Here is a 25,665-nt window from a genome sequence, read left to right on the forward strand (position 1 = left end):
CCATACCGTAGCAAGCAGGTCTGAGCGCTGCTTCGGGTTGCACAAAAATGAAAAAAGCTTGCCTCACTTTAATCGTGAAGGCATGGAGATTGTAGATGGAAAGACGACTTTCACTTTTGGCCAAGGAACGTACGATTGCCCGCGCGGGCTATAACCGTTGGCTGCTGCCACCTGCCGCACTGGCAATTCATCTCAGTATTGGTATGGCCTATGGATTTTCCGTATTTTGGTTGCCCTTATCCAAAGCTCTGGGAATTGATGCGCCGATTGAATGTAAAGATATCGGTTTGCTTGAACAACTGTTCACCACGACCTGTGACTGGAGTGTGTCTACTTTAAGCATCATGTACACCTTGTTTTTTGTATTCCTAGGCTCATCTGCCTTTTTATTTGGGGGCTGGCTTGAGCATGCAGGACCACGGAAGGCGGGTGTGGTTGCGGCATTTTGCTGGGCTGGTGGTTTGATTCTGGCGGCGCTAGGTGTATATACGCATCAGTTGTGGCTGTTGTGGCTAGGAGGGGGAGTGGGAGGCATCGGGCTGGGACTGGGTTATATTTCGCCTGTATCTACCCTGATCAAGTGGTTCCCGGACCGTCGAGGTCTCGCCACTGGTCTTGCGATCATGGGCTTTGGTGGCGGTGCCATGATTGGCGCGCCGCTCGCGGATCAGTTGATGAAGTTTTTCGCGACCGATGTTTCGGTGGGGGTATGGCAAACCTTTCTAGTCTTAGCCGCCATTTATTTTGTTTTTATGATGGGAGGCGCATTCGGTTATCGGATTCCGCCTTCAAACTGGAAACCGAGTGGCTGGCAACCCGCAGTAACCCAAGCGAATGCACTGGTCACCAGTCGTCATGTACATTTAAATAAGGCATGGAAAACCAGACAGTTTTGGCTGATTTGGGGCGTACTGTGCTTAAATGTTTCGGCAGGTATTGGCATTTTAGCGATGGCTTCTCCGTTGCTGCAGGAAGTGTTTGGTGGACGTCTGATCGGTTTAGAGATCGGGATCAATGAATTAAACACCGAACAAAAAATGCAGATTGCGACCTTTGCCGCAGGATTTACCGGTTTACTGTCATTATTTAATATTGGTGGGCGGTTCTTCTGGGCATCTGCATCGGATTTCATTGGTCGTAAAAATACCTATTTCATTTTTCTGGCCTTGGGCTTCTTATTATACGTTTCGATCCCACAACTGGCTCATGCCGAAAACCTGCCTTTATTCGTTTTAGCTTTCTGCGTCATTCTGTCCATGTATGGTGGGGGCTTTGCCACGGTACCTGCTTATCTGGCGGATATTTTTGGTACTCAAATGGTCGGGGCAATTCATGGCCGTTTATTAACTGCATGGTCTGTGGCAGGGGTATTGGGCACTTTGCTGATTACCAATATTCGAGATTATCAACTGGCGCATGGCGTGGCTCAAGCGCAATCGTATGATACGACCATGTATATTTTAGCGGCTATGCTAGCCATTGGGTTTGTCCTCAATTTAATGGTCAAGCCGGTTGATGAAGATCAATACATGACCGAAGCTGAATTGGCTGCCGAGAAGGCCTTGGCTCATGAGAAATTACCGCAAGATTCCAGTCTGAATCATGGTGTAGTACATGCACCTTCCAGGACAATTACCGTGGTACTGGCCTGGCTGGTGGTTGGTCTGCCTTTACTGGCAGGCATTTGTTTTACCTTACAAAAGGCGATCGTTTTATTTCATTAACTTGAAAATCCTAGTCATAAAAAATGCCTCAAGTCATGAGGCATTTTTATTGTATTCGATATGTCTGTTGCGGCTTGAAAATATGCGACTAGAACAGCTTATTCGATGATTGCCGTTCCATAAGCAAACACTTCAACCATGCCACCTTGCATTCCCAGTTCTGTGGTACTGAGACGAACCCCCATAATCTGTTTAGCGCCCATGGCATGCGCTTCTTGCTTCAGGCGAACCACAGCTTCACGACGCGCACGTTCCACCACACTTTCATAGCTGACCAGACGTCCACCAAAGAAGTTGCGAATGGAGGCCAGTACATATTTAAAATAATCGTGAGAGATCACCACATTACTGCTGATCATTTGCCCGGGTGCTGTGGGGTGTACAAAGCGATTTGTATCGATCCGGATATGGGCGAACTGTTGTTCTTTCTGATCCAGTTCACGTAAGTGTTTTTGCTCGATATGGCGACCAAAGCCCCAACCCGCAGTAAACAGGATCAGAAACAGGACAATCTGAAAAATTAATCCTTCCATATGCTTGCCTATGCGCCGAATGGATCAGGAAGTTGAGGCGCAACAGGCTGCACCACCACCGCTGTACCATAAACAAACAGCTCAGATGCACCTTGGGCAATATTTGAGGTCGAGAAACGGATGCCCACAATGGCATTGGCACCTAAAGCTTTTGCCTTATCAATCATCCGTTGAGTGGCTTCTTGGCGTGACTCTTCGAGTAGTTCGGTATAGCCTGTCAGTTCACCGCCGACAATATTCTTTAAACCCGCCATCAGGTCACGTCCGACATGCTTACTGCGGACGGTGCTGCCATAAACCACATCAAGCTGACGTAAAATTTCATGGCCGGGTACGGATTCTAAACTGCTCAGTAACATCGTCTTCTTCTAAATCATCAATCTTTCAATGTTTGAAGATAAGAAATATTCGCAATTGTTGCAATAAAAAAGCTCACCGAAGTGAGCTTTTTTGTCTGCAAAATCAAATTATTTTGCGTAGTGCTGTTGTGAGCTTGAAGGCTGGTGCGTAACTGTCTCGCTGGTTGAGGCTTTTAGGCCGCCACCCAGTGTTTTATAGAGCTCAACCTGATTGTTCAGGTCAGCCTGTTGCAATAACAACAAGCCTTGTTCCGCTGAGTAAGCAGAACGCTGAGCATCCAACACGGTCAGGTAACTATCAATACCGGCACGGAAGCGGGCATTTGAAAGTTTATAGGTCGTATTAGTCGCATCAACCAAACGGCGTTGCGCAGTTAAACGATCGCCAATGTTGGCACGTGTTGCCAAGGCATCATTCACTTCACGGAAAGCTGACTGGACTGACTTCTCATAGTTAGCCAATGCAATTTTCTGATCTGTTTCAGAGATTTTGATGTTGGCCTTACGTGTACCCCAGTCAAAGATCGGGATATTCAGGCTTGGACCAATTGACCATAATCCATTGGCTGATTTGAATAAATCACTCAAGTCAGTCGATGCATAACCCGCAGAACCGGTCAGGCTAATGGTTGGGAACAATTGTGCTTTGGCAGCACCAATATTCGCACCCGCAGCACTTAACTGGTATTCAGAGGCTTTGACATCCGGACGGTTGTTCAATAAGTCACTTGGTAAACCGGCACTTAATACACCTTGTCGGGTGATACGTGCAACTTGCTGTTGCGGCAACAGATTCTGAGGAACCTGCTGGCCCACCAGTAAGTTCAACAGGTTTTGTGCCTGAGCAATCTGGGTTTTGTAGTTGGCCACATCATTACGTGCTGTTTCTACTGAAATCTGTGCCTGACGTACAGGAATTTCACTATCAATACCGACATCAAAACGTTTTTTGTTCAGGTTGAACGAGTCTTGTTGCGCTTTTAGCGTCTGATCGGCAAGTTTAAGTTGTGCACTTGCAAACGAGTAATTTAACCAAGCCTGAGTGACCTGACCAATTAAGCTGATTTGCGTGGCATCACGTGAACTTTGCGTCGCGAGATAGCTATCCAGGGCTGCATCTTTCAGGCTGCGTACACGACCCCAGAAATCCAGCTCATAAGACGTCAGACCCAAACCAACCTGATAGGTTGAATAGGGGTTGCCCGGATCACGGCTAGGGGTAACCTGACGAACGGCACTACCACTTGCGCCAATGGTTGGCAACTGGTTGTTTTCCGAGATCTGGTATTGCTGCTGAGCTTTTTGAATATTCAAAGTAGCCGTACGTAAATCACGGTTATTGGCAAGCGCCATATCAATCACTTGCAGTAAGCGCTGGTCAGCAAAGAAATCTTTGTAACCTTGTTCCGCGATTGATGTTCCAGAAGCATTGCCATACGACGCGTAGCTTTCAGGAATATCTGAGCTTACCACAGGCTCTGGCCCGCGCATGCTTTGGCAGGCAGCCAAAGACAGCGCGAGTGCAGAGATTGCAATGCCACGACTGGAAATAGACCATACAGTTTGCATCACGATCAATGCTCCTGAGTATTTAAAGTTTTAGGTTTGTACTTAAAGATACTACGAATCCACACGAAGAATACAGGGATGAAGAAGATACCTAAAAGTGTTGAAGAAATTACACCACCCAGTACACCATAACCGACCGAGTGTTGGCTACCCGCACCGGCACCGCTTGCAAGGGCAAGTGGCAGTACACCGAAACCGAAAGCCAGTGTAGTCATGACGATTGGGCGTAAACGCATTTTTGCTGCATGTAAGGTTGCTTCAAACAGGTCTTCACCTTGTTCTTGCAATTCTTTGGCGAATTCGACAATCAGAATGGCGTTCTTCGCTGAAAGACCAATCACCGCAACAATTGCCACCTGGAAGTAGATGTTAAAGGATAAGTTTGGATCTCCTTTAATGATCATACCTAACCAGGTCAGTGTAAATGCACCGACGATACCTAAAGGTACAACCAGTAATACCGACACAGGGACTGACCAGCTTTCATAAAGTGCAGCAAGACACAGGAAGACGATCAATAATGAAAGAACCAATAATGGCGCTGTCTGGCTACCAGAATCACGTTCTTCCAGAGATAAACCACTCCACTCATAGTCGAAACCGGTTAAGCCCATTGATGGTAACTTACCAATGATTTCTTCCATGGCGATCATTGCATCACCAGAGCTGACGCCCGGTGCAGGGGTACCCTGGATGTTCACCGATGATACGCCGTTATAACGCTCTAGACGAGGAGAACCGTAAGTCCATTCACCCTTGGCAAAACCAGAGAATGGAACCATTTCACCCTTGTTATTACGTACATACCACTTGTTTAGGTCTTCAGGCATCATGCGTGTATTCGCTTCACCCTGAATATAAACTTTCTTCACACGACCACGGTCAACGAAGTCATTGATATATGAACCACCCCAAGCCATGCTCATGGTGCTGTTAATATCTGCAAGGCTCACACCCATTGCACCTGCTTGCGCCTGATCAATGGTGATCTGGTACTGTGGTGTATCTTCCTGACCATTCGGACGTACACCGGCAAGACGTTTGTCTTGTGATGCCATACCTAATACGGCATTACGTGCCGCAATCAGTTTCTCATGACCTTGACCGCTTACATCTTTCAACTGGATATCGAAACCAGACGCGACACCCAATTCAGGCATTGCAGGTAACTGTAACGGCATGATGTACGATGCATCTTTCACAATCATGTTCAATGCCATACCACGTTGAATAATGGCACCGATCTGTGATTCAGGCGTTGTACGCTCGCTCCAGTCTTTTAACTTGATGAAGGCCAGACCCGCGTTTTGACCGACCCCTGTGAATGAGAAACCAGCCACAGTAAAGATCGAATCGACGTTTTCTTTTTCCTTGTTCAGGAAGTAGCCCGTCATGGTATCAATGACTTTATCGGTACGCTCCAAGCTTGCGCTCGGTGGTAACTGCACTAAGGTCATGACCACACCCTGGTCTTCTTCTGGCAAGAATGAAGATGGCAACATTTTGTAGATGCCGACCAAAGCTGCGATCACCGCAATATAAAGCACACCAGAGAATAACTTGTGGTGAGTCATGCGATTGACACCACCTTGGTATTTCACTGCAACTTTTTCGAAGCTACGGTTAAACCAGCGGAAGAAGCGCGCAAAAATGTTATTGCTTTGTTCTTTGTTTGGATCATGTTGCTTTAACAGGGTCGCACACAGGGCAGGGGTAAAGGTTAATGCCACGATCAAAGAAAGGATCATCGCCGTAACCAAGGTGATGGAGAACTGACGGTAAATTACCCCGGTGGTTCCGCTAAAGAATGCCATCGGTACGAATACCGCGGTTAATACACTGGTAATACCCACCAGCGCACCAGAAATCTGACTCATTGACTTCTCAGTCGCAGGCACAGGTTCCAGATGTTCTTCCTGCATTACCCGTTCAACGTTCTCGACCACAACGATGGCATCATCGACCAGAAGACCGATGGCCAGTACCATGGCGAACATGGTCAAGGTGTTAATCGAGAAACCGAAGATATTAATCACGGCAAATGTACCCAGTACAACGACTGGTACCGCCAGAGTTGGAATAATCGTCGCGCGCCAGTTCTGCAAGAACAGGAACATCACGATAAATACCAAGACCACTGCTTCAATCAGCGTGTGGACAACACTCTCAATTGATAGACGAATAAACGGAGTGGTGTCATACGCAAGCTTGTCTTTTAAACCGCTTGGATAGTTATGACGTAACTCGGATAAACGTTTTTCAACCGCTGCTGCTGTATCAAGTGCGTTGGCACCGGTTGCAAGTTTGATTGCAACACCACCCGCAGGGTTACCATTAAATTTCGAGTCGAACTGATAGTTATCAGAGCCCAATTCTACACGAGCAACATCACCCAAACGAACCTGTGCACCATCTGACGAGTTTTTCAGGAAGATGTTTTTAAATTGCTCAGGGGTTTGCAACATGCTTTGTGCATTTACCGTCGCATTCAGGACTTGGCCTGCTGTTGATGGCGCACCACCGAGCTGACCGACTGCAACTTGCGAGTTTTGTGCACGAATTGCGGTTGCCACATCGTTTGGTGTCAGGTTAAAGCTGGTCAGTTTTGCCGGATCTAACCAGACACGCATCGCATACGAACCACCAAACACCTGTAGTTCACCCACACCTGCAACACGGCTTAGCGGTTCAGAAATGTTTGAGTTTACATAGTCTTTAATGTCCGATGCAGACAGGCTGTTATCTGGCGAATAGAACGCGATAACCTGCAAGAAGCTGGCGCCAGACTTGGTGACTTTTACACCCTGACGTTGTACGTCAGCAGGTAACAGCGCTGTTGCCGATTGCAATTTATTTTGTACCTGAACCTGTGCGATATCCGGATCGATACCTTGTTCGAAGTTCAAGTTAATGGATGCTTGACCATTACCCGCACTGTTCGATGAAATGTAACGTAACCCATCCAGACCATTCATTTGTTGTTCAATGATCTGGGTAACGGTATTTTCAACAGTTTGAGCAGAAGCCCCAGGATAAGTCGCAGAAATCGTGACCGTGGGGGGGGCAATTGTCGGATATTGTGCAACTGGCATTTTTGTCAGCGTGATAATCCCCGCCAACATAATGACCAGTGCAATCACCCAAGCGAAAATTGGGCGATGGATAAAAAATTGAGCCATGCAATCTACCCCTTAAGCTTCTGAAGTTGCTTTTTGTTCAGCTTTTGGTGAGTTGGCTTGCTTTTGCTGTTCAGCTGCTTTTGGCGCTGCATTCTGACCTTCAGCTGCTTTTGGTTGATAAGGTTTTACAGACACTTCCTGTCCTTCTTTGACCTTAGCCACACCGTCAACAACAACTTTATCACCAGCCTGTAGGCCATTCGTTATAATCCAGTCCTGACCTTTGACACCAGCAGTGGTGACCGGACGGGTTTCAATCACACCTTTGGCATTGACAACCATTGCAATGGCTTGTCCTGTCGGTAAACGAGATACCGCTGCTTGTGGAATCAGGTAAGCATTAGGCAAAATCCCTTGCGAAATCTTGGCAGTTGCATACATGCCTGGTAATAACAAATGGTTTGGATTCGAGAACACCGCACGTAAAGTCACGGTACCTGTATCCGGATTGACACTTGCATCAGAGAATGCCAGCTGGCCTTCGACAGGGTATTCCGACCCATCTTCAAGCGTGATTTTGACACGGGTATTGTTACTGTTATTCAAGCTGCCTTTGCTCAGTTGTTGACGCAGACGCAATAACTCGGCACTTGATTGGTTAATATCCACATAGATCGGATCAAGTTGTTGAATGGTCACCAATGGATCGGCCTGGTTTGCAGTCACCAATGCACCTGGTGTCACCGAAGAACGGCTAGACTGACCAGAAATTGGCGCACGCACAGTTGAGTAGCCCAAGGTAATTTCAGCATTTTTCAATGCGGCTTGAGACGCTGCAACATCTGCTTCAGCCAGTTTGACCTGAGCATTGATATCGTCATACTCTTGTTTAGAAACCGCATTGGTTCCTACAAGTTGACGATAACGGCCTTCTTTTACGCGTAAAGCATTCAGGTTCGCTTGTTGACGTAATAACGCCGCACGTGCATTGTCTGCAGTCGCACGGTTGGTATTTGCATCAATTTGATAGAGTGCTTGACCCGCCTGAACGTAGCTACCTTCAGCAAATAATCGTTTTAAAATCACGCCGCCTGTTTGCGGACGAACTTCTGAAACTTGATACGCAGAGGTTCGGCCTGACAGTTCGACGTTCTGTTCAACGCTTTGTGGTTGAGCAACAATGACACCTACTTCAGCAGGTGGCATTTTTTGAGCAGCAGCAGCTTGCTGTGCATCTTTAGGATCTTTGCTACAACCAACAAGCGCAATGCTTGTTGCTAATGCGCAAGCAGTGAGGGCAGGAGCCCAAAGCTTAGCCGACATCATTATTCCACCTCAATTTAGATTTTTTATCTAAAAACAAATTGTTGCTGAAAGTGCTTTGATACAGCCCAAACCAAAGCAACGCAGTCCAAATCAACCCAATTCCCCAACCGGCAAGAACGTCGGTCGGGTAGTGAACCCCCGCATAAACTCTAGATATCCCCATGAAAATAAACCATAAAGTAGATACTAAAATGACACTGGTGCGATATTTATGTTGTTGGCATAACAACATGATGATACTCGCCAGGGTTGCAGCATAAAGGCTATGGGCACTTGGGAAGGATGCGCCATAACTTTGAACCAAGTGATAAAACTCCATTGGTCTTGGCCGATCAATGCTCCATTTCAGAAGCCAACCAATCACAATACTGCCACTCACGCTTAAAGCGATAAAGGACACATTCCTATAATTTTTAATCCAGCTTTGGTACACACACAAAATAGAAGTTAAAAATAATAAAAAAGGCATGCCACCCAGACGGGAGAGCAGAACTGTCACATGGTTAAGCGTAAATGAACGGTGCTCAAAAAAAGCTTGAACACTAAAAAGGTCTAAAGTTGATGCGTTGGCATTCATGAATCCAATCGCACCGAGTCCTAAAAAAAAGCAACCAATACAAAGCAATAGGTACGGCATGCGCTACTCATTATTTGCTTAACCGTTGTTCAGGGTTGTTGAGTGTTTGAAAGTGTACTCGCGAGTACACTTTAGGTCAAGTCTTGAAATTTTATGATAATTTCATTTTGAAGTTTTTTTAAGGTTCAGTAAAAAAACATAACAAAATTTGATGCATATCTCATTTTGGCTTTTAAGTGTTTAATGTGGTATTCATGCGCTGTAATCACTTTTCCAGATGTTTAGAATGCATCAATCCATCAAGTTTCTGACAGAACATCTGTAAAAATAAAGTCATAAATTCACCGCATCAGCTGTGCCCGTTTTTTTAAGTTTAACTAAAAAATCCAGTTCAGATTAGCGATCACTTGTTGCACCAAGCACAGCATAGAAAGGGGCAACCGATCTATTGAAACTATTTCTGGCGGGTTGATTATATCCAAAAATAGTTCAAATGTTAGACTTGTAGTTTGCTGACTTTTCTGTACGAAGTTAATGAGATGATGAGGCATTTTTAGGCTGCTCTTCCACTTCAACCGGTTGCTTTGGCGGCCAGAAAAAATCGCTTGGTCGGGTCAGGAAGTGGGTCATCACTAATTTGGCCAAAGGTTTCCATTGTGAAAAACGAACCCGGCGAGCACGCAAAGCCACAATAATGGTCAAGGTAAAGCTGACAAACAAGTTGGTGAGACCAATGAGCAGGACGCCGAGGAACGACACGATAATCAGACCGATATCCGGATTACCAATAGTCATTAGACCCTGGATAAAGTTCGCCGAGGCAAAGGCAATATGACGGATATCCAAAGGTAAACCCAGAATGAATCCAATCGTACCCATACTTCCCAGCATAATCCCGAACAGGAAATTACCAGCCAAAGCACCGAGATTGGTCTCAATATAGCTTGCAAATTTATCCAGACGTTTTTGTCCCATCCAGCGCTTGAGACGTGGATGCTGTCTTAGACGCGGCCCTACCTTACGATAGACGGCCAGATTATCAAAATAGCCGGCAATCAGCCCGGATAAAAACAGACAGACGCCGGCAATTGCGGCATGAGGCACCGCTAAAGAAGTGAAGGGGTTGAGACTATGCAGAATTTTTGCCGATTTGGCGTGGTTAAGCAGCGGTTCTCCCAGATTGTATTGCCACAAAAAGGTAATCAGCGCCGCCGTCGGAATCGCAATCGAAATATTCCCCAGAATCGCAATAAACTGGGTCCGGATAATATTAATAATCAAAGCGGCCAGCTCAGCAATCTGAGCGGTTTTACTGCCTTTCTGTTGCTGTACCGTGGTTGCAAGTGCAGCCGCTGTCATGGCTGGCTGTTTGGTCGCCACTGTAAAGTGCAATACGTGAATCAGTAAAAAGCCCAGCGAGTAATTCATACTGAACAAAAAGGCTTGCATTAATGGCGCAAGCACTAAACGTGCAGTTAAAATCTTGAGACTTGCCATGATGGCAATAATCACACCTGCGCCAGCCGCTGCCTTATACATGCCAAAGAAGCCAGCCTTGTCGGTACTTACATAATGCTCACCCGTTCTACTGGCATTTTCAGTCACCTGAAGGGCGATCAGTTCACTGGTCGAGTTAAGTAAATGACGAACACTTTTACTGTCATAATGCGCTTTGGTCAAATCGATGATCAATTCGCCCAGTGCGGTATAACGCGCTTCGGTTTTACTGGCCAAGAGTGTCAGCAACAGTTCAATCCGGTCCAGAGACTGCTCCAGTAACGATAGCAGATAGGTCAGACTGATACTAACCCCGATCCGTTTGGTGGCACGACGTATTTTAAGTACCACATCACGACACTGGTCCAGCATTACAAAGGCTTGTGAGGCATCGGGTGGGGGCAAAACCACAACCGCATCCTGATCTTCAATCTGTTTTTTATATTTCTCAATGAACTCAATGATATCGCGGTTCTGAACCAGAAAAGGCGATTCGTATTCGATAATATCTGGCTGAGCATTAATAAACTCAGGATACAGGCCAATTCCGCTAATCCGGTAAGATAAAACCGTAATTGCCTTGATCAGTTCGTTTTTGGAAACCTGTTTCTCGAGGGTATTGCTTTGACTTTCAGCCAAGAGGTTAAATAAGGTCGTCCAGTCCTGATTATCGATCAGATCAAGCCATTCATAATCATTTTCCTGATGAAAGACTTTTCCAATCAGGGTTTTCAGTTGTTGACCATCCTCGACCAGCGGCAGGAAATGTGCCCCTAAGCGCTGTCCTAACTGATTCCAGAAACCATCCAGCGAAAGAATGCCGCTATCGGCATATAAACTAATCTGTTTATATTGGCTAATCAGTTTGAGTAAAAAGTTTTGTAGCAGAATGGCAGAGGTTGGGGTGAGTAATAAGATTCTGATCAGGGCGTGAATACGTTGTTTGACTTCATCCGCATCGTTTGGATTTTTAGGGCGGATACGATTGACCAGTTCAATCAGGAGATTTTCATCAAGAACAGCTTGAGGTTGGTCAAGCTGTTCCTGCATATTTAAAAAAAGATCAGATAAAGTTAAATGCATAAGCAGTCAGAAAAATTATTGTAGTCGATGTAAAGCCATGAGCGTCAAATTGATCAGTGCTTGGCGATATTCATTATCAGGCAGCGCTTTTAATGCTTCCAAAGCCGCATCTGTTTCCTGCTGAGCACGTTTTTGACAATATTCCAGGCCACCAGAGTGATGAACAATCTCAATCACCTTGTCCAGTTGCTCAACACCACCTGTTGCAATACTGCGACGAATAATCGCATGATCATCACCAGTTGAATGAGCTAATGCTGAAATTAACGGTAAAGTCGGTTTACCTTCCATTAAATCATCACCGATATTTTTACCTAATGTTTCTGCATCGGAGGTGTAATCCAGAATATCATCGATAATCTGAAAGGCATTGCCAAAATGGCCGGCGAAGCGACGTAACGGTTCCTGGTACTCTTCTGCTCCCGCTAAAATTGCCGCACCTTCAGTCGCAAGTTCGAATAAACGTGATGTTTTGCCGTGAATAATGCTGAGATAGGTTTCTTCGGTGGTATCCGGCTGATGCTGTGATTGCAGTTGCAGGACTTCACCTTCCGCGATTTCACAAGTTCCGGTTGAAAAATCTTTCAATAAGGTCATGTTATTCAGGTCAACCAACAGATCAAACGCACGTGAGATCAGGAAATCACCGACCAGAACTGCAGTCTGGTTGTTCCAGGTTGCATTTGCGGTTGGACGACCACGGCGCAAGCTCGATTCATCGACCACATCATCATGTACCAGTGTAGCGGTGTGCAGCATTTCAATCACGGCCGCCAGATGCTGGGCCTGTTGCATATCGGCCAAACCGCAGGCGCGGGCTGCAAGTAGGCACATAATCGGACGCATGCGTTTGCCACCGGCTTCGACCACATGCTTGCTGACACTCATCACCAAACCGACTTTTGAGCTAATTCCTTCATTGATGAGGCGATCCATCGCAGCAAAATCTGTCGCAACAGGGGAGAGAATGTCTTGCTTAAAATCGATAACCATATGAAGAAAAACCTCGTATAGGTGGGTAATGTTGCCAAGTGTAGCAATTAATCTGTGACTAAACTGTTATGCAGACGGTGTAATCCGCTATTTAAAACGCGATCATGAACTCTTTGCTCTTAAATTAGACAGAAAAAGGGCTGTTCCCACCAAGCGTTATTACTTTACTCACCACAGTACAAAATACAGTTTGTTATTGTCACAATTTGTTTTTGAAAATGTATTGCAAATCTTGACGCGAATCAATCAAAAAAGTGCGCCCACAATCTAATTGATTTTACTAAAAATTCCAAGCAAGTTATCGATATACGGGCATTTATGCAAAATTACTTGTTGTTTGAGCAATTTTCACTTAAAATTTGTCCCCTTGTATAACCCCAGTGGCGTTCGTCTTAAGATCGATATGTCCCTTTATCGGCACGACGACACGGGCAAGTTGGAGTACATTATGTACGCAGTAATCCAAAGCGGTGGTAAACAGCACCGTGTTGTTGAGGGTGAAACCCTTAAAGTAGAATTATTGAAAGCTGAAACTGGCGCGACTATTACGTTTGATGACGTATTAATGGTTGTTAACGGTGACAACATTCAAATCGGTGCTCCAGTTGTAGCTGGCGCAAAAGTAACTGCAGAAGTAGTTGGCCATGGTCGTCACGACAAAATCCGCATCATCAAAATGCGTCGTCGTAAACACTACCGTAAGCAACAAGGTCACCGTCAATGGTTTACCGAGTTGAAAATTACTGGTATCGCAGGCTAACACGAGGAGTAAATAGACATGGCAACTAAAAAAGCCGGTGGATCGACGAAGAACGGTCGTGATTCGAATCCTAAGATGTTGGGTGTTAAAGTTTACGGTGGTCAAACTGTAACTGCTGGTAACATCATCGTTCGTCAACGTGGTACTGAGTTCCACGCTGGTGCAAATGTTGGTATGGGCCGTGACCATACTTTATTTGCTACTGCTGACGGCGTAGTAAAATTTGAAGTGAAAGGTCAGTTTGGCCGTCGCTATGTAACTGTTGAAGCTTAAGTTTTAATAGTTCGAGAAAACCCGCGTTGAGCGGGTTTTTTTATGCGGATAAATTTTGAATTGTGGTTTAGTCCGAAGCTTTTCCAAAGTTTCCGGTTTTTAAGTCTTCATAGGCCTGTAAAATTTCCTCATAACTGTTCATCACAAAAAAGCCATGTCCATTGATCGGTTCCTGCAAGGGAGGTGCCGATAAAAATAACAGATCACAGTTTTCTAAGGCGGTGATCGCAACATCGGTATCAAAGCTGGACATCACCGCCAAGGCTTGCTCTTCCAGAATCTCTTCATCCGCAGCGAACTGCAGTTTGCCTTTGCGTAAATAAATTAAAGTCGTGTCACCATGATGGGCAGGCAGGATAAGTTGCTGTTGTTTATTTAGATGGACATCTAAAACATTCATTGGGCTATAAGTGTGGGCAATGCCCTGAATATTGCGGAACTGACCAGCCACGATACGCACATAACCCGCTTCATGTTCCAGTTGTACTGTAGGGATGCTATGACTCTGCAAGCTTTGATAGTGCGGAGCTGCCATCTTGTCTTTTGCGGGAAGATTGACCCACAATTGCAGCATTTCAAAATACCCGCCGCGCTCACGAAAGGCAGGGCTAAAATGTTCCGTATGTTGAATACCTGAGGCGGCAGTCATCCATTGCACATCGCCTGATGTCATAATGCCGCCATGGCCGGCAGAATCCTGATGCTGTAATTCACCTGCAAACACAAAGGTCACTGTTTCAAAGCCGCGATGCGGATGTTCATTCACGCCTTTTTTTGGGCTTTTCGGTGCCAGTCGTCCAGGCCCCAGATGATCCAGCAGTAAAAAGGGTGAGGTGGTGTTGCCCAGTTCCTGATAAGAAAATACCGACAATGCCGGATAAAAGTCACCAATGGCAAAATGCGTGTCATTACGGTGGATAAAGGCCAGGCTTTTCATGGTGGATTCTGTTCAATATGCTTGGCTTTAGCTTAGCAAACGCTACTGATTCGTCTAGATAAAAACGGATCAATAATTTTCTTTCACCAGACATTGACTTGAGAATGAGTGAATCAGTAAAAAGTTGATTTTTTACTCTTACAATCTCTACATAAAGGTCGTAACTTCATACATAATGCAGAACTTTGCGACACGAACTACACAAAACCTGTGCTTTTCTTCATTTTTTTAATGATCAAAAACAGTAAGATGTCGGCATAACAGTAGAAATCTGATAGAAGGTTGTTTTTATGAATTTCGTAAAAAAAATGGCTTATGCTGCAACATTAAGTGCAATCACACTTGCTCCGGTTGTGAGTAGTCAGGTCTTTGCTGCACCTGTCGCTGCATCGGCTCAGCAAGCAACAAACAGTCTGGTTCAGCAGTTATCTGGCTTGCAACGATTCACCGCAGATTTTGAACAAACCACAAAAGTTGCAAGTAGCAACAGCAATAAAACCGCACAGAAAAAAAGTTTGACCGCTCAACATATGAATCAGACCTTTAAGGGAACGATGAAGGTTGAACGTCCAGGAAAATTCTATTGGGAAACCACCAGTCCGGCCAAGCAAACGATCGTGACTACAGGTAAGGTGGTATGGATCTATGATCCTGATTTACAGCAAGCCGTCCGTCAAAGTCTGGATGATCAAATTGCCAATACCCCTGCATTATTGTTATCGGGCAATACCAACCAGATCATGCAGTCTTATCGTGTGACCCAACCGGACCGTAGCAAACTGTATTACACCTTGTATCCGAAACAGCAAGATGGTGCCTTCCAAAGTCTCACTATTAGTTTTGGCGCCAATAAAGCACCGAACTTGATGATCTTGCAGGACTCTTTGGGCCAAACCACCTATGTACGTTTCAATAATCTTAAAGTGAATCCGTCGATTCCAGCATCGGTGTTTAATTTTACACCGCCTAAAGGGACCGATATTATTGATCAGTAAGTCCTGATGAGATAAAAAGCCGCAGATGATGCGGCTTTTTTTATTGAACCGTTTATAGATACATTTCTTAATTTCATCTACGGGCAAGGCTTTGTATAGTGAAGAAAAACATCAGAGACGTGTAGGACGATGAATACTTCACAATTATCAAAATTTCTTCCCATTCTTCCTATCCTGACGGTTGTCGCATTAGCCGGGTGTCAGCCGAAAAAAGAAGCGGCTACCCCGACAGAAAAAACCAGCGATATTCCGCTCATTCATGCCACCGTTACCGCGGTTAAAATTCCAAAACAAAAAGTGTGTCTGGAAGATGGCTGTACCACCTATGACTTGCAAACGGTACACACCAACCAGACCTGGATAGATGACTATTTCATGAACCGGATGAAAAAGGCTGAGCCGAATGCGTTCGCAAATCTGGCTGACCAAGAGGTTAAAGCTCCCGCTGATGGAATGGTACAGAATGAGAGTAGTACCTCTGTCCGTTTTGTAGGGCAAAATTATAACCTTGCCACCTTTGCCATTCAGAGCTATTCATACTCAACAGGTGCGGCACATGGCATGTCACATCAGGAGTTTGTCAACTTCGACTTGAAGAACAAGAAGCACATTACCGTGAGCGAACTGCTTAAACCGGAGATGAATAATAAACTTCGTGATGAACTGTATGCTGCAAATCAAAACTGGTTAGAACAACATAACATCAAGAAAGACCAATTACAGGTCAGTGATAATTATTACTATGGCGTAAACGGCATCGTCTTTGTTTATCCATTGTATGAGCTGGCTTCTTATGCAGAAGGAATGAGCGAACTGACCTTGCCATATTATGCGGCGAAGGAGTTTGTCAAAGCCGAATACTTGCCGAGCTTGCCAAAAGATGCAGGCTAGTTTGAGTACAGCCTCTACATATCGTGTGTAGAGGCTGTACAAGCGCTGTATTTTTTTAGGTTTAAGCCTTACACTATAGCCAGTTTTTTCCTCTATTCATGATTGATTATGATCGACCCAAAGTTACTCAGAAATAATATTGAAGCAGTGAATGCTGCTTTGGCAAAACGTGGTATTCAGTTAAATGTACAAGAGTGGGCTGATTTAGAAGCTCGCCGTAAAGATTTGCAATCCAAAGCTGAAAACTTACAAGCAGAGCGTAATGCTGGTGCTAAACAAGTCGGTCAAATCAAAAAATCGGGTGGAGATGCTTCTGAGATCATGGCACGTATGGCGGCCATTGGTGATGAGATCAAAGCTGCTGAAGTGGCTTTGGCTGAGTTACAAGCTGAGCTAGAGCAAAAATCTCTGGCCATTCCAAACTTGCCAGATGAGTCGGTTCCCTTTGGTAAAGACGAGAGCGATAACCTTGAAATCCTGAAATGGGGCACACCACGCCAGTTTGATTTTGAAATCAAAGATCATACCGACCTGGGTGAAATGATGGGTGGTCTGGAGTTTGAAACAGCGACCAAATTAACAGGTTCACGTTTCAGCGTATTGAAAGGACCTTTGGCGCGTTTACAACGTGCTTTGACCCAGTTCATGCTCGATACACATACCCTCAAAAACGGTTATACCGAAGCTTATGTACCGTATTTAGTCAATGCAGACAGCTTGCGTGGTACAGGTCAACTGCCTAAGTTTGAAGAAGACTTATTTAAGCTACAAGGTGAAAAAGAGTATTACCTAATTCCAACCGCTGAAGTGCCAGTGACCAACTTCGTTCGTGACGAAATTATTGATGCGGATCGTTTACCACTGAAATATTCTGCACACACTCCATGTTTCCGCAGTGAAGCAGGTTCTTATGGTCGTGATACCCGTGGTTTGATTCGCCAACACCAATTCGACAAGGTCGAAATGGTGCAAATCGTAAAACCAGAGCACTCTATGCAGGCACTTGAAGAATTGACTGCACACGCAGAGGGTATTTTGCAGGCATTGGGTTTACCGTACCGTAAGATTTTGCTCTGTGGTGGTGACATGGGCTTTGGCGCAGTTAAAACGTATGACCTAGAAGTCTGGGTGCCGAGCCAAGATACCTATCGTGAAATTTCAAGCTGCTCAAATGTGGGCGATTTCCAAGCACGTCGTATGAAAGCACGCTACCGTGTTGATCAGAAGAAGATCGAATTGGTGCATACCTTGAATGGTTCTGGTTTAGCGGTGGGTCGTACCTTGCTTGCGGTGATGGAAAACTATCAACGCGCTGATGGTTCAATCGAGATTCCAGAAGTTTTACGTCCATATATGGGCGGTGTTAGCTACATCGACTAAACTTTGCATCGAATTTGTGCATAGTTTTTGCTTGAGCTCAATCAGATTGAAAATATAGAGGCGTGACGTGGAAATTTTCCCAATCTCTTTAAAGTTGCAGCAGCAACATTGTCTGATTGTGGGTGGTGGGCATATTGCCTACCGCAAAGCAAACTTGTTAGTCAAAGCAGGTGCAATTGTTGATGTCATTGCACCTGACATCATTCCTGAATTACATCAGCTTGTTGAGCAATCGACAGGGCAATATATTCAATCGCCTTTCTCTGAAAATGTTCTGGCTACGCCTTATCGCTTGGTGATTGCAGCGACAGATCAGCCTGATGTCAATAAAGCAGTATTTGAACAGTGTGAACAGCGTAATCTGCTGGTGAATAGTGTCGATGATATTCCGCATTGCCGTTTTATGGTACCTGCGATTATTGATCGTTCGCCCTTGGTGATTTCGGTCGCTTCCAATGGTGCATCCCCGGTTTTATCCAGACAGTTACGTACGCAGATCGAAACCATTGTGCCGCATGGCATGGGTAAGCTGGCTGAGTTTTCAGGCCAGTGGCGTAAGCAAGTCAAAGCCAAAATTGCCAATCCGGATGAGCGTCGTATCTTCTGGGAAAACCTGTATGCCAGTCCGCTGAAAGAACAGGTTTTTAATGACAATATTGCTGTAGCCAATAATTTGATTGAGCAGGCTTTAACAGAATGGACCGCACCGAAAGGTGAGGTGTATTTGGTCGGCGCGGGGCCGGGCGATCCAGAACTGCTGACTTTAAAAGCATTGCACTTAATGCAACAAGCGGATGTGGTGATTTACGATCGCTTAGTCTCAGCACCGATTCTGGACTTGTGCCGCCGTGACGCTGAAAAGATTTATGTCGGTAAAGCGCGTTCTAACCATTCTGTTCCACAAGATGGCATCAATGCCTTACTGGTGGAATATGCGCAACAAGGTAAACGTGTTTGTCGTTTAAAAGGCGGCGATCCCTTTATCTTTGGGCGTGGTGGAGAGGAAATTCAGGAATTGGTGGAAGCCAATGTGACTTTCCAAGTTGTTCCGGGCATTACCGCAGCTTCCGGCTGTTCAGCGTATGCAGGTATTCCTCTGACCCATCGTGATTATGCGCAAAGTGTACGGTTCCTGACAGGACATTTAAAAGAAGGCTCACCTGAGCTGCCTTGGAATGAACTGGTCTATGAAAACCAGACCTTGGTGCTATATATGGGCCTGGTCGGTCTGGAACGTATTTGCGAGCAATTAATTGCACATGGTCAGCGTCCAAGCATGCCAGTGGCCTTGATTTCCAAAGGCACCACGCCGGAGCAAAAAGTGGTGGTGGGTACTCTGGCGGATATCGCAACCAAAGTATCTGACAATCAGATCGTAGCACCGACTTTAACCATTATTGGTGAAGTGGTCAGTTTACGTGAACAGTTAAAATGGCAATAGAATCCCTCCTTGCGGAGCTATAACCGCTCCTCCCCTCTTTAAAAAAGAGGGGAGTTCCTCCCTTTTTCAAAGGGAGGCTAGGAGGGATTATGAAAAGTAGAGAAAATTTGTGATTCATGTCGTCCTATACGAGCCTGAGATTCCAGCGAATACAGGTAATATCATTCGTCTATGTGCCAATACCGGTGCGCAACTACATTTGGTAAAACCTTTGGGTTTTGAGCTGGATGATAAAAAGTTAAAACGTGCAGGTTTGGATTACCATGAATGGGCACGAATGCAAATTTGGGACAATATCGAACTCTGTCTTGCCGATTTAAAGGCGAAAGGGGTTGAGCATGTTTTTCCACTTACCACTAAAGGCAGTGCAACACCGCATACCGTCGATTTGAATCGTCCCGTGGCCTTGTTGATGGGGCCTGAAACCCGTGGCCTGCCTGAGCAGGTACGTATGATGTTTCCGCAAGAGCAGTGGATTCGTTTGCCAATGGCGGAAAACTCAAGAAGCTTGAATCTTTCCAATGCGACCGCTGTCATTGTATATGAAGCATGGCGACAACAAGGCTTTAAACAACTCTAATCAAAGATCGCCATATGGGCTTGCCACAACCAGCGTATATCCATTGAGGTCTTTAAACCAGATCTCCCGATGATGCGCATTGGGATTGTATTTAGGGCCTTCCAGAATTTCGACTTGATGGGTTTGTAGTTTTAGTACAATCTCATCAAATCGATTGCTTTCAAACCACAATAACACACCGTTACCGATCACTCGTTTCGGATCTCCGATATGTGGATGTTCATGCGCTTGCCATTGGTGCAGTTGCAGCACCATCCGTTGCTCAAACAGCAACTGTTCATATTCTTTACCGCCATGACCGCTTTCCAAGCCAAGCATCGTCTGGTACCACAGGCTAGTTTTTTCGACATCGCTCACTGCAATTAAAGGTTGTGCAATCATCGCCTATCCCTCATTTTTATTGGATTTCTTATTGCTGTATCGCATCAAAACGCTGTTGAGCGTAGATGACCTGTTCGATATTACTCTCAGCCCAATCTTTGAGTTGATATGCCATTTCTGCCACTTCCAAACCGAGTGGAGTAAGTGAATAATCCACTCGAATCGGGGCGGTATTCTGCACCTGACGCTGGATAAATCCATCTCGTTCCAGCATTTTTAGCTTCTGCGACAAGACCTTGGGTGAAATACCCTGAATGCTTTTTTTCAATAAATTGAAATGCTGAGTCTCTCGTGCCAGCACATTGATAATCATCAGTACCCATTTGTCTGCAATTTTTTCGAAAAATAAACGGGCAGGGCAATGCTGTTGATAAATATCGTATTTTAATGCCTGATTCATAGCGATAACCCTCATTTTCTCAATCGAATGTCAGTAGTTACCAGTTGGTAACTAATTGACACCTAGTTTCTAAAATATATCATTAAATCGAACTTTTGAAAAATTTTGGATACTCTCATGACACAAATTGCAGTTGTTTACTTCTCGGGCTATGGTCATACCAAAGTGGTTGCTGAAACTTTTGCGGGTGCAATTGATGCGGCTTTGATTGAAATTGATCAGAATGGCGAGATTACTGAACAGGATTGGCAAACCCTCAATAATGCGCAAGGTATTGTGTTTGGTGCGCCCACTTATATGGCAGCAACACCGTGGCAGTTTAAGAAATTTGCCGATGCTTCTTCAAAAATCTGGTTTACCCGCGGCTGGCAGGATAAGGTGTTTGCAGGTTTTACCAACAGTGCAAGTCTGAATGGTGACAAGCAAGTGACCTTGATTCAGTTGCAAACCTTGGCATCACAGCATGGTGGTATTTGGGTGAGCTTGGGTTTATTACCTGCCAATACCAAAGCGGCTAAACGTGAAGATATTAATAATTTGGGTGGTTCAGTTGGTCTGCTGGTTCAGTCACCGTCAGATGCCAGTGTGGATGAGATTCCAACAGGTGATTTAGAGACCGCGAAGCTTTACGCTCAACGTGTGAAAGCAATTGTTGAAAAGTTGCATGGTTAAAATGAAAGATAATAAAAAAGACGCATTAAGCGCCTTTTTTATTTTAATGTGATGAGAATTAATGTTTATCATCAAATTCATTATGTTGTGGTGCGTTGTATTTAAAGCCCTTGGTTTTATAACCCAAGTATAAAATACCAAACATGGCCCACCATAAACCGAACTTCAATGCCGATTCTTCAATTTCAAGCCACATCGCAAAGATGCTGATAAAGCCGAATAAAGGAATAACCACAAAGCTGATAATGTCTTTTAGTGTTTTAGTGCGACCATCTCGTAAGGCATAACGAGAAATCACAGACAGGTTTACAAAGGTAAATGCTGTCAGTGCACCAAAGCTAATCATTGAAATCACAATATCCAGATCCATAAAGCCCGCAGTCAATGCGACTAAACCGACAATGATAATGTTATACGACGGGGTAAAGGTTTTTGGACTGATATGACCGAAAATCTTCTTATTGATTACGCCATCACGACCCATCACGTACATCAGGCGAGAAACGCCTGCATGTGCAGAAATCCCGGAAGCCATGACCGTTACAATGGCAAAAGCCAATACGTAAGACTGGAATAATGAACCGCCGACCAAAAGCAGAATCTCGGGTTGAGTTTCAGCAATATTGGTGAAATACGACTTTGGATCATTCGGGAAGTAAATCTGCATAAAGTAGGTGCTAATAATGAAAATAACACCAGCAAATAATGCCGTCAGGAAAATCGCTTTCGGTAAGGTCTTTTCTGTATCTTTGGTTTCTTCTGCCAAAGAGCTGAGTGAGTCAAAACCTGTAAATGAGAAGCAGAGCAGGGTCGCACCTGTGATTAATGCACCCACTGACGTGAGTTCATTCCAGAACGGTTCCAGACTCCACAACTGATAACGGGTTTCAGCCGTAATCGCGCCGTCTGCATTAATCCCCATCTGTAATTTGTCATAAACCAGATAGGTAAAGGTACCAATCACAATCAGCTGCACCAGTACAATCCAGCTATTGAAGTTGGCAACAAAACGGGCACCACGCAAGTTGATCCCTGTCATGAATGCTGTGAGGACAACCACCCAGACCCAGTGATTTACTGTTGGGAACAAGGCTTCCAGATAAATCACCGCCAAGATAATATTGACCATCGGCGAGAGTAAATAATCCAGCCAGGATGACCAACCCACCATGAAACCTACATTGGGATGAATTGATTTTTGTGCATAGGTATAAGCCGATCCTGATGAAGGGTATCGACGGATCATGTGACCATAACTGATTGAAGTAAATAAGATTGCAATCAGGGCAACAATATAAGAGGTGGGAACATGGTGATGACTTTCTTCGGAAACCAGTCCGAAAGTGTCAAACAACGTCATGGGTTGGATGTAAGCTAAACCAATAATAATAATATGCCAAAGACCAAGTGTCTTTTGCAGCTTAGCTACCGATGGAGTCCCAGAGATATTTGTCAACGGCGTTATCCTCATAATCGTTGATCAAGGATCAGCTATGGTTTAAGGATCATTTGAGACGAAATGATCCCCCCTACAGAAAAAACGAAGTGCGCCAATCTATCGTAAAACGCTATAAATTGGCAGTACTTTTACAATTTTTTTAGCAACTTTTTTGCCAAAAGGGTAAACAAAAAGATGAATATCGATTCACCAAAATAAAATAAAGCCTCAATGATGAGGCTTTATTTTGTTTAAAATTAATTAATTCAATGAATTACCATGATTTTTGCAAGATTGCACGGATATCTTGCAGGTTGGCTTCTTTTGGATTGTAGATGATAGAACCATCATTTAACGCCTTTTCAGCTACTTCATCCAGTTGTGCTTCAGTAATTTTACCTGTTTCGCGCAAGGTACGTGGAAGCTTGGTCAGGCTAAATAAGCGGTCGCGCATTGCAAGTACAGTGGCAATGGCTTTGTCGGCACGTAAACTTGCTGGCGTTTGCGCATAAATATCGGCGCCTGCAAGTGGCAGTAACAGTTCACCAATCTTGTCGCCATTAATTTCTTTGTTATATTCAAGCACATATGGCAAGAACAGGTTCATGCATAGGCCGTGGGGCAGGTGAGCTACCGCACCTAGCGCATGGCCGAGTGAATGAACCAGACCAACCATTGAATTCGAGAAGGCAATCCCGGCCATGGTAGATGCCTGAGCAAGCTCTAAACGACCTTGTGCATCGCTTGGGTTATCCAAAACTTTGAACAGGTTTTCACTGATCTTTTTAATGCCGGCACTGGCATAGGCATCACTCAATGGATTGGCTGCCAAGCAGGTATATGCTTCAATACAGTGCGTCAATGCATCCATACCCGTCATGGCAGTCAGATGCGGTGGCAAGGTCTGGGTCATGCGTGGATCGAGAATCGCTGCATGTGGCATCAGGTAGTAAGAGGCAAAAGCCAGTTTTACATTGCGTTGCGTATCCGAAACTACCGCCACCATGGTCGCTTCTGAACCGGTACCTGAGGTGGTTGGAATCACGAAGAAAGGTTTTAATGGTTTAGGCAGGTTGTGTGCACCTGAATATTGCAACAGGTCATCACCGCCTTCAGACACCAGGATGTTGGTTGCCTTAGAGGTGTCGATGACTGAGCCACCTCCAATCGCAATAATCGCATCACATTTTTGCTTGCGATACAGTTCTGCGGCTAAACGAACCACTTCCAGACTTGAATCGGGTGGTACATCATCAAAGATTGCGCCAATCACCGCATCCGTAGTGCTAAAAGCCGCCTCGATCGGGCTGAGTAAACCATTGGCACGCACGCCTTTGTCGGTAATGATCATGGGGCGTTTTGCGCCTAAAGTCGCAAGTTCAAAAGGAATGTGCTCTAACGCAGCGTTACCAGCAATGACTTTTACAGGACAGAAAAACTCGTAATAAGGCTTAGCCATGTTATGCGCTCCGTTTCAGATAAGATTTTGCGACTTTAAGATAGATATTTTTTGCACCTGTGAATTTTTGTTTGAATGTCAATTCAGCAGGGTAACGTTTGACTGCCAGTGAAGCGATCAGTTTTGGTAGGATCAAGGCTTCCATTTTATTCAGGCAGCGCACCAGACGGATGGCACTGGAGACATCACCATCAGCAATCATACGGTCGTTGGCAAAGGCCTGTGCCGTACTTTCCTGAAAAGAAAACACCAGAAAGGCATGGGTCAGATGCTTGAAAGTAATGGTCAAATCAGGCTTGCCTTTATAGTTTGACAACAACTCTAACTGTTTTTCTTCGGTCACACATGCCACAAACGCAGGTCCATTTGGAAAAACATTCATTGAAAGGATAAAACCAACAGGAAACTTGGACACTTCCTCTTGAACTTCACGATCCACTTGGCTTGCCATTACGAGGCCACGACCCACAACGTCCATCATGAGTTTGACATAGGCAAATTGCAAAGTGGGCTTCACTGCTTTGGTTGAAATCACTTGCTCGTCCCTTGTTAAAATTATGCACGGCTAATTTAGAGTATTTACTCTAATTTATTTTAATTGGATTGAAAAGTAAATTATTCAGATATGACTACAAGGTCATTAAAGAAATCCGTATTTTTTAGGTAACTAATGAACGTATCGCAAAGCTGCTCAAAGCTTGGATAATCTTGCAGTAAGTCTTGCAAGCGCACCATTTCTAAACCTGCATAGCCGCATGGGTTAATGGTTTGAAAGCCGGTAAGGTCGCAATCGATATTCAGCGCAAGTCCATGATAGCTACGTCCACGACGGATCTTAAAGCCCAGTGAACCGATCTTACGTCCATCGACATAGACTCCGGGTGCATCAGGTTTGGCATAAGCTTCAATATTGTATTGCTTGAGCAGATCGATCATGGCTTGCTCAGCAAAGCTGACCAAGGTACGGACATGCCACTTCAAGCGATTCAGATCCAGAAGGAAATAGGCCACCAGTTGACCTTTGCCATGCCAGGTGACCTGACCGCCGCGATCGGTATGAACGACCGGAAGATTACTGTGCATCAGAATATGTTCTGCCTTACCTGCTTGTCCTTGGGTCAAGACATCCTGATGTTGTAATAACCAGACTTCGTCAGGGGTGTTTTCATCACGCTGGGTTGTGAAGTCTTTCATGGCTTCAAAACGTGTCGTGTAATCTTGCAGATCATTCAAACAACGAATGATTAAGGTCGGTTTTACAGCACTCATTACAGCAGA

At 44.9% G+C, this 25,665-nt stretch carries 24 protein-coding genes; 9 read left to right on the forward strand and 15 right to left on the reverse strand.

The window, feature by feature from the left end:
• Positions 1 to 95 precede the first annotated feature (95 nt).
• On the forward strand, positions 96 to 1,724 hold the full coding sequence (locus MSG93_RS09615) for an OFA family MFS transporter (protein WP_324621552.1): 1,629 nt from the start codon (positions 96 to 98) through the stop codon (positions 1,722 to 1,724).
• A gap of 98 nt (positions 1,725 to 1,822) precedes the next feature.
• Here MSG93_RS09615 and MSG93_RS09620 read toward each other — a convergent pair whose 3' ends face one another.
• The 8 genes from MSG93_RS09620 to sdsA all read right to left on the reverse strand — a co-directional run bounded on the left by MSG93_RS09620 (position 1,823) and on the right by sdsA (position 12,780).
• Positions 1,823 to 2,257: a YbjQ family protein gene (locus MSG93_RS09620; RefSeq protein WP_324621553.1), complete on the reverse strand. Its 435-nt coding sequence runs from the start codon at positions 2,255 to 2,257 to the stop codon at positions 1,823 to 1,825.
• A gap of 8 nt (positions 2,258 to 2,265) precedes the next feature.
• Complete coding sequence (locus MSG93_RS09625) at positions 2,266 to 2,616, reverse strand: YbjQ family protein (protein WP_199949455.1); 351 nt, start codon at positions 2,614 to 2,616, stop codon at positions 2,266 to 2,268.
• A 108-nt stretch (positions 2,617 to 2,724) separates the two neighbouring features.
• Entirely contained in the window at positions 2,725 to 4,185 is a 1,461-nt protein-coding gene (gene adeK / locus MSG93_RS09630; protein WP_005227056.1) for a multidrug efflux RND transporter AdeIJK outer membrane channel subunit AdeK, read from the reverse strand.
• Between the two features lie 5 nt (positions 4,186 to 4,190).
• Positions 4,191 to 7,364 carry an efflux RND transporter permease subunit gene (locus MSG93_RS09635; protein WP_324621554.1) on the reverse strand — a complete coding sequence of 1,058 codons (3,174 nt, stop codon included), beginning with the start codon at positions 7,362 to 7,364 and terminating at the stop codon, positions 4,191 to 4,193.
• A gap of 12 nt (positions 7,365 to 7,376) precedes the next feature.
• Entirely contained in the window at positions 7,377 to 8,630 is a 1,254-nt protein-coding gene (locus MSG93_RS09640; protein ID WP_005227058.1) for an efflux RND transporter periplasmic adaptor subunit, read from the reverse strand.
• Complete coding sequence (locus MSG93_RS09645) at positions 8,617 to 9,267, reverse strand: phosphatase PAP2 family protein (RefSeq protein WP_324621555.1); 651 nt, start codon at positions 9,265 to 9,267, stop codon at positions 8,617 to 8,619. The genes MSG93_RS09640 and MSG93_RS09645 overlap by 14 nt, the downstream gene beginning before the upstream one ends.
• Positions 9,268 to 9,738: 471 nt before the next feature.
• Complete coding sequence (locus tag MSG93_RS09650) at positions 9,739 to 11,787, reverse strand: site-specific recombinase (RefSeq protein ID WP_324621556.1); 2,049 nt, start codon at positions 11,785 to 11,787, stop codon at positions 9,739 to 9,741.
• A 15-nt stretch (positions 11,788 to 11,802) separates the two neighbouring features.
• Positions 11,803 to 12,780 carry an All-trans-nonaprenyl-diphosphate synthase gene (gene sdsA, locus MSG93_RS09655; protein ID WP_324621557.1) on the reverse strand — a complete coding sequence of 326 codons (978 nt, stop codon included), beginning with the start codon at positions 12,778 to 12,780 and terminating at the stop codon, positions 11,803 to 11,805.
• 448 nt (positions 12,781 to 13,228) lie between these two features.
• Here sdsA and rplU point away from each other — a divergent pair, with 448 nt between their 5' ends.
• Positions 13,229 to 13,540 carry a 50S ribosomal protein L21 gene (gene rplU / locus MSG93_RS09660; RefSeq protein ID WP_004652230.1) on the forward strand — a complete coding sequence of 104 codons (312 nt, stop codon included), beginning with the start codon at positions 13,229 to 13,231 and terminating at the stop codon, positions 13,538 to 13,540.
• A gap of 18 nt (positions 13,541 to 13,558) precedes the next feature.
• On the forward strand, positions 13,559 to 13,813 hold the full coding sequence (gene rpmA, locus MSG93_RS09665) for a 50S ribosomal protein L27 (protein ID WP_004640422.1): 255 nt from the start codon (positions 13,559 to 13,561) through the stop codon (positions 13,811 to 13,813).
• Between the two features lie 67 nt (positions 13,814 to 13,880).
• On the opposite strand, the gene MSG93_RS09670 is transcribed toward rpmA, so the two are convergent.
• Positions 13,881 to 14,750 carry a pirin family protein gene (locus tag MSG93_RS09670; protein WP_324621558.1) on the reverse strand — a complete coding sequence of 290 codons (870 nt, stop codon included), beginning with the start codon at positions 14,748 to 14,750 and terminating at the stop codon, positions 13,881 to 13,883.
• 290 nt (positions 14,751 to 15,040) lie between these two features.
• Here MSG93_RS09670 and lolA point away from each other — a divergent pair, with 290 nt between their 5' ends.
• From lolA to MSG93_RS09695, 5 genes are all read left to right on the forward strand, one after another.
• Positions 15,041 to 15,745 (forward strand): outer membrane lipoprotein chaperone LolA, encoded by a 705-nt coding sequence (gene lolA, locus MSG93_RS09675; protein WP_005227063.1) that lies wholly within the window; start codon positions 15,041 to 15,043, stop codon positions 15,743 to 15,745.
• A 129-nt stretch (positions 15,746 to 15,874) separates the two neighbouring features.
• Positions 15,875 to 16,636, forward strand: coding sequence for an RsiV family protein (locus tag MSG93_RS09680; protein WP_324621559.1), 762 nt, complete (start codon positions 15,875 to 15,877; stop codon positions 16,634 to 16,636).
• A gap of 108 nt (positions 16,637 to 16,744) precedes the next feature.
• Positions 16,745 to 18,016 carry a serine--tRNA ligase gene (gene serS / locus MSG93_RS09685; RefSeq protein ID WP_004652225.1) on the forward strand — a complete coding sequence of 424 codons (1,272 nt, stop codon included), beginning with the start codon at positions 16,745 to 16,747 and terminating at the stop codon, positions 18,014 to 18,016.
• A gap of 67 nt (positions 18,017 to 18,083) precedes the next feature.
• Positions 18,084 to 19,457, forward strand: a complete 1,374-nt coding sequence (gene cysG, locus MSG93_RS09690) for a siroheme synthase CysG (RefSeq protein WP_324621560.1) — start codon at positions 18,084 to 18,086, stop codon at positions 19,455 to 19,457.
• Positions 19,458 to 19,566: 109 nt separating this feature from the next.
• Positions 19,567 to 20,037: a tRNA (cytidine(34)-2'-O)-methyltransferase gene (locus MSG93_RS09695; RefSeq protein ID WP_032874968.1), complete on the forward strand. Its 471-nt coding sequence runs from the start codon at positions 19,567 to 19,569 to the stop codon at positions 20,035 to 20,037.
• Here the strand turns inward: MSG93_RS09695 and MSG93_RS09700 are convergent, their stop codons facing one another.
• Together MSG93_RS09700 and MSG93_RS09705 are read right to left on the reverse strand one after the other, a co-directional pair.
• Complete coding sequence (locus MSG93_RS09700) at positions 20,038 to 20,418, reverse strand: VOC family protein (RefSeq protein ID WP_324621561.1); 381 nt, start codon at positions 20,416 to 20,418, stop codon at positions 20,038 to 20,040.
• 28 nt (positions 20,419 to 20,446) lie between these two features.
• Positions 20,447 to 20,818, reverse strand: a complete 372-nt coding sequence (locus MSG93_RS09705; RefSeq protein WP_324621562.1) for a helix-turn-helix domain-containing protein — start codon at positions 20,816 to 20,818, stop codon at positions 20,447 to 20,449.
• Positions 20,819 to 20,935: 117 nt separating this feature from the next.
• On the opposite strand from MSG93_RS09705, the gene MSG93_RS09710 reads away from it, so the two are divergent.
• Positions 20,936 to 21,490, forward strand: a complete 555-nt coding sequence (locus tag MSG93_RS09710) for a flavodoxin family protein (RefSeq protein WP_324621563.1) — start codon at positions 20,936 to 20,938, stop codon at positions 21,488 to 21,490.
• A 58-nt stretch (positions 21,491 to 21,548) separates the two neighbouring features.
• Here MSG93_RS09710 and MSG93_RS09715 read toward each other — a convergent pair whose 3' ends face one another.
• From MSG93_RS09715 to lipB, 4 genes are all read right to left on the reverse strand, one after another.
• Positions 21,549 to 22,946 (reverse strand): APC family permease, encoded by a 1,398-nt coding sequence (locus MSG93_RS09715; protein WP_324621564.1) that lies wholly within the window; start codon positions 22,944 to 22,946, stop codon positions 21,549 to 21,551.
• Positions 22,947 to 23,202: 256 nt separating this feature from the next.
• On the reverse strand, positions 23,203 to 24,387 hold the full coding sequence (locus MSG93_RS09720; RefSeq protein ID WP_324621565.1) for an iron-containing alcohol dehydrogenase: 1,185 nt from the start codon (positions 24,385 to 24,387) through the stop codon (positions 23,203 to 23,205).
• A 1-nt stretch (position 24,388) separates the two neighbouring features.
• Positions 24,389 to 24,922 (reverse strand): hypothetical protein, encoded by a 534-nt coding sequence (locus MSG93_RS09725; protein WP_324621566.1) that lies wholly within the window; start codon positions 24,920 to 24,922, stop codon positions 24,389 to 24,391.
• 80 nt (positions 24,923 to 25,002) lie between these two features.
• Complete coding sequence (lipB, locus tag MSG93_RS09730; protein WP_324621567.1) at positions 25,003 to 25,656, reverse strand: lipoyl(octanoyl) transferase LipB; 654 nt, start codon at positions 25,654 to 25,656, stop codon at positions 25,003 to 25,005.
• Positions 25,657 to 25,665 lie beyond the last annotated feature (9 nt).

Source organism: Acinetobacter sp. IK40, from assembly GCF_035615075.1.
Taxonomy (GTDB): Bacteria; Pseudomonadota; Gammaproteobacteria; order Pseudomonadales; family Moraxellaceae; genus Acinetobacter; species Acinetobacter courvalinii.

Coding starts and splice junctions, on each gene's coding strand:
- MSG93_RS09615 (WP_324621552.1), top strand. CDS start 96: ATGGAAAGACGACTTTCACTTTTGGCCAAGGAACGTACGATTGCCCGC.
- MSG93_RS09620 (WP_324621553.1), bottom strand. CDS start 2,257: ATGGAAGGATTAATTTTTCAGATTGTCCTGTTTCTGATCCTGTTTACT.
- MSG93_RS09625 (WP_199949455.1), bottom strand. CDS start 2,616: ATGTTACTGAGCAGTTTAGAATCCGTACCCGGCCATGAAATTTTACGT.
- adeK (WP_005227056.1), bottom strand. CDS start 4,185: ATGCAAACTGTATGGTCTATTTCCAGTCGTGGCATTGCAATCTCTGCA.
- MSG93_RS09635 (WP_324621554.1), bottom strand. CDS start 7,364: ATGGCTCAATTTTTTATCCATCGCCCAATTTTCGCTTGGGTGATTGCA.
- MSG93_RS09640 (WP_005227058.1), bottom strand. CDS start 8,630: ATGATGTCGGCTAAGCTTTGGGCTCCTGCCCTCACTGCTTGCGCATTA.
- MSG93_RS09645 (WP_324621555.1), bottom strand. CDS start 9,267: ATGCCGTACCTATTGCTTTGTATTGGTTGCTTTTTTTTAGGACTCGGT.
- MSG93_RS09650 (WP_324621556.1), bottom strand. CDS start 11,787: ATGCATTTAACTTTATCTGATCTTTTTTTAAATATGCAGGAACAGCTT.
- sdsA (WP_324621557.1), bottom strand. CDS start 12,780: ATGGTTATCGATTTTAAGCAAGACATTCTCTCCCCTGTTGCGACAGAT.
- rplU (WP_004652230.1), top strand. CDS start 13,229: ATGTACGCAGTAATCCAAAGCGGTGGTAAACAGCACCGTGTTGTTGAG.
- rpmA (WP_004640422.1), top strand. CDS start 13,559: ATGGCAACTAAAAAAGCCGGTGGATCGACGAAGAACGGTCGTGATTCG.
- MSG93_RS09670 (WP_324621558.1), bottom strand. CDS start 14,750: ATGAAAAGCCTGGCCTTTATCCACCGTAATGACACGCATTTTGCCATT.
- lolA (WP_005227063.1), top strand. CDS start 15,041: ATGAATTTCGTAAAAAAAATGGCTTATGCTGCAACATTAAGTGCAATC.
- MSG93_RS09680 (WP_324621559.1), top strand. CDS start 15,875: ATGAATACTTCACAATTATCAAAATTTCTTCCCATTCTTCCTATCCTG.
- serS (WP_004652225.1), top strand. CDS start 16,745: ATGATCGACCCAAAGTTACTCAGAAATAATATTGAAGCAGTGAATGCT.
- MSG93_RS09700 (WP_324621561.1), bottom strand. CDS start 20,418: ATGATTGCACAACCTTTAATTGCAGTGAGCGATGTCGAAAAAACTAGC.
- MSG93_RS09705 (WP_324621562.1), bottom strand. CDS start 20,818: ATGAATCAGGCATTAAAATACGATATTTATCAACAGCATTGCCCTGCC.
- MSG93_RS09710 (WP_324621563.1), top strand. CDS start 20,936: ATGACACAAATTGCAGTTGTTTACTTCTCGGGCTATGGTCATACCAAA.
- MSG93_RS09720 (WP_324621565.1), bottom strand. CDS start 24,387: ATGGCTAAGCCTTATTACGAGTTTTTCTGTCCTGTAAAAGTCATTGCT.
- lipB (WP_324621567.1), bottom strand. CDS start 25,656: ATGAGTGCTGTAAAACCGACCTTAATCATTCGTTGTTTGAATGATCTG.